We start from the raw sequence: 3,442 nt of genomic DNA, 5'->3' as shown, positions 1-3,442 counted from the left end.
CGCCAGCAGCGGGTTGCCCAGCTCGCTCAGGTGCCACTCGATGCCCTTGGCCTTGTCCTTGCCCTTGCCGGCAAACGCATAGGCCTCGGCGGTTTGCTCGGCCGACAGCAGGTGGATCGCGAACTGCTTGCTGTCGCGCAGGATCGGGTAGGTGTCAGAGGCGTAGTTGGGGCAGAACAGCACCAGCGCCGGGTCGATCGACAGGGCGCTGAAGGCACTGGCGGTGATGCCGACGATGCCACCGTCGGCGTCCAGGGTGGTGACAACCGTAACGCCGGACGGGAAGGAGCCCATCACGTCTTTGTAGATGCCAGGTTCGATCATCTCGTGCTACCTCTTAGCGCATCACAAACGGGTCGGGCATGGGCGCGGTGGACAGGTTGATCCACACGGTCTTCAGCTCGGTATAGGCCAGCACCGAATCGATGCCACTCTCACGGCCGTAGCCGCTGTTCTTGAAACCGCCGATCGGGGCCATGGCCGACACGGCGCGGTAGGTGTTGACCCAGATGATGCCCGAGCGCACGTCACGGGCCAGGCGGTGGGCGCGGCCCAGGTCGCGGGTCCAGATACCGGCCGCCAGGCCGAACTGCGAGTCGTTGGCGATTTCCAGCGCCTGCTCCTCGGTCTTGAAGCGGATGACCGTCGCGACCGGGCCGAACACTTCTTCCTGCATGATGGTCATCGAGTTGCTGTCGCACTCGAACAGGGTCGGTTCGTAGAACCAGCCTTCGCCTTCGACCTCGGCCCGCTTGCCACCCATGTGCAGCTTGGCGCCTTCAGCCTTGGCCGCAGCGACCAGGCCTTCGACCACGGCCAACTGCTGCGCGGTCGCCATCGGGCCCATTTCGCTGGCATCGTCCTGCGGGTTGCCGATGCGGATGCGCTTGGCGCGGGCAATCAGGCGCTCGACGAACTCGTCGAAGATCTCGTCCTGCACCAGCAGGCGCGAGCCGGCGACGCAGCTTTGCCCTGAGGCGGCATAGATGCCGGCCACGGCGCCGTTGATGGCGCTGTCCAAGTCGGCATCGGCGAAGATGATGTTCGGCGATTTGCCGCCCAGCTCCAGCGACAGCTTGGCGAAGTTCTCGGCACTGCTGCGCACCACGTGGCGGGCAGTGGCTGCACCGCCGGTGAAGGCGATCTTGCGCACCAGCGGGTGGCGGGTCAGCGCCGCGCCGGTGCTTGGACCGTAGCCGGTGACCACGTTGACGACACCCGGCGGGAAGCCGGCTTCCAGGGCCAGGCGGGCCAGCTCCAGGATGGTCGCCGAAGCGTGCTCGGACGGCTTGAGCACGATGGTGTTGCCGGCCGCCAGGGCCGGGGCCAGTTTGATCGCGGTAAGGTACAGCGGGCTGTTCCACGGGATGATGCCGGCGACCACACCGATCGGCTCGTGCACGGTGTAGGCGAACAGGTCGGGCTTGTCCAGCGGCAGGGTGCCACCTTCGAGCTTGTCGGCCAGGCCGGCGGTGTAGTGGAAGAACTCGGGCAGGTAACCGACCTGGCCGCGGGTTTCGCGAATCAGCTTGCCGTTGTCACGGCTCTCCAGCTGCGCCAGGTGCTCTTTGTTCTCGGCAATCAGGTCACCCAGGCGACGCAGCAGCTTGCCGCGCGCGGTGGCCGTGATGCTGCGCCACTGCTTGCTGTCGAAGGCACGCTGGGCGGCCTGCACGGCCAGCTCCACGTCGGCCTCGTCGGCATCGGGCAACTGTGCCCAGGCCTGGGCGGTGGCCGGGTTGAGGCTGTCGAAGGTCTTGCCGCTCTGGGCATCGCGCCATTGGCCGTCGATGCACATCTGGAAACGAACGAGGGTCATGCAACAATCCCCTTGGCGGATTCGGTAAGGGTGCGGGCTTGCGCGAGGAAGTCCAGCAGCATCTTGTTGACTTCACGCGGTGCTTCCACCGCCATCATATGCCGTTGCTCGGCCAGCACCACACTGTGCGCACCTGGGATGCGCGCCGCGAGCTGGCGGGTCATGGCCGGTGTGGAGCCCGAGTCGAGCTCGCCGGTGGCAATCAGTGTCGGCACCTGGATGCTGCCCAGGTCGCTGGCGCGGTACATGTCTTGGGTGGCGAACAGCGAATAAGTGGTGTGGTAGCCCTGCGGGTCATTGCTCGCCAGTACCTGGCGGATAGCGGCGACCTGGGCCGGGTTGGCGGCCTTGTATTCACGGCTGAACCAGCGCTCGAGGGCGGCGTCGACGTTGGCGTCGGGGCCCAGCTCTGCGGCCTGGGCGGCGCGGGCGATAACGCCGGCGCTCTGCTCGGGGCTGCGGTTGAACACGCTGTTGAGAACCACCAGTGCCGCCAGGCGCTGCGGGTAGTTGAGGGCAAAGGCCCGGGCAACCAGGCCGCCCATGGAAAAGCCGATTACCGTGGCCTGGGCGATTTGCAGGTGGTCAAGCAGTTCGGCGAGCTGGTCGGCATAGCCTTCCAGCGGGGTATCGGCAGCCGGCACGCGGCTTTGCCCGTGGCCGAGCATGTCATAGGCGATGACGCGGTAGTCGTTGGCCAGGCCAACGAACTGACCGCCCCACATTTCCTTGTTCAGGCCCACGCCGTGGATCAGTACCACGGGTTGGCCCTGGCCGACGGACAGGTAGCTGGTGCCGGCAGGTGTGCGTTCAGCGACAGGCTGAATCATGGAGGGCGCTCCTTGAAGGTCGGGCGCGGCGGGTAAGCACGCCACGCCCCGGCCCGTCTTGGTTGTTGTTATTGAGCGCTGGCTTTTTCGGCAGCCAGTTCTTCCAGGTCGATGTAGCGGTTGCCGATGCGCGGGTGCAGGCGGCCGCCGTCGGCAGCGCCCAGCACCACGACGATTTCATCGGCACGCGGTGCGTCTTCGATCTGCATCTCCAGGGTGATGTAGTGCGAGCGCAGGCCCTCGTCGTCTTTCTGCATCATCGGGATCTGGATCGAGGTGCCTGGGCCACCACGTTTGTTGGTGAAGCTCAGGTAGCTCTTGGCCTGTACCGCTTCGCGGTAGTGGTTGCCAAAGCGCAGGGTGTGGATCACCGCCGAAGCGTGCTCGATTTCGCCATCGGCACCCACCACGGCGGCCTTGCCGTAGGCCTCGATCTTGTCGGCACCACCAATGGCGGCAGTCAGGCGCTCGACCATCAGCGCGCCCAGCTCCGAGCAGTTGGCGCGGATTTCCGGCTTCAGATCTTCAACGAAACCGCGACCGGCCCATGGGTTCTTGATCACCACGGCCAGGCCGACCATGGTCACCGGCTTGTCGGTGGCCTTGCCGCCTTCGATGCGGGTCTCTTCGGAGTAGGTGACGATCTTGCGGATTTCGAAACTCATGGGTGGCTCCTGGTGAGGGTTATCAGCTCTTGTTGTCTGATGGTATACCATAATATTTGTTGTGCAAGAGGGGGGGGGAAATTTCTCTTGCGGGGGGGCGGGAGGCTGCAAGTCGAAAGTCGAAAGTC

4 protein-coding genes are annotated in these 3,442 nt (G+C 65.2%); all 4 read right to left on the bottom strand.

Going from position 1 to position 3,442, the window contains the following annotated elements:
* Positions 1–324: flavin reductase family protein (locus tag B3361_RS17935; RefSeq protein WP_009683728.1), on the bottom strand; the 324-nt coding region annotated here is incomplete at its 3' end.
* Between the two features lie 13 nt (positions 325–337).
* Positions 338–1,819, bottom strand: a complete 1,482-nt coding sequence (locus tag B3361_RS17930) for an aldehyde dehydrogenase (RefSeq protein ID WP_054905970.1) — start codon at positions 1,817–1,819, stop codon at positions 338–340.
* The gene (locus B3361_RS17925; RefSeq protein WP_029887620.1) at positions 1,816–2,649 is read right to left on the bottom strand and encodes an alpha/beta fold hydrolase; all 834 of its coding nucleotides are present in this window, start codon (positions 2,647–2,649) and stop codon (positions 1,816–1,818) included. The genes B3361_RS17930 and B3361_RS17925 overlap by 4 nt, the downstream gene beginning before the upstream one ends.
* A gap of 68 nt (positions 2,650–2,717) precedes the next feature.
* Entirely contained in the window at positions 2,718–3,314 is a 597-nt protein-coding gene (locus tag B3361_RS17920; protein WP_029613156.1) for an amino acid synthesis family protein, read from the bottom strand.
* Between the last annotated feature and the right edge of the window lie 128 nt (positions 3,315–3,442).

Source organism: Pseudomonas sp. UBA6699, assembly GCF_002454615.1.
Classification (GTDB): Bacteria; Pseudomonadota; Gammaproteobacteria; order Pseudomonadales; family Pseudomonadaceae; genus Aquipseudomonas; species Aquipseudomonas juntendi.
Note: the sequence above shows the minus strand (reverse complement) of the source record. Positions and strands in the feature narration are given on the sequence as shown.

Coding starts and splice junctions, on each gene's coding strand:
- B3361_RS17920 (WP_029613156.1), bottom strand. CDS start 3,314: ATGAGTTTCGAAATCCGCAAGATCGTCACCTACTCCGAAGAGACCCGC.
- B3361_RS17925 (WP_029887620.1), bottom strand. CDS start 2,649: ATGATTCAGCCTGTCGCTGAACGCACACCTGCCGGCACCAGCTACCTG.
- B3361_RS17930 (WP_054905970.1), bottom strand. CDS start 1,819: ATGACCCTCGTTCGTTTCCAGATGTGCATCGACGGCCAATGGCGCGAT.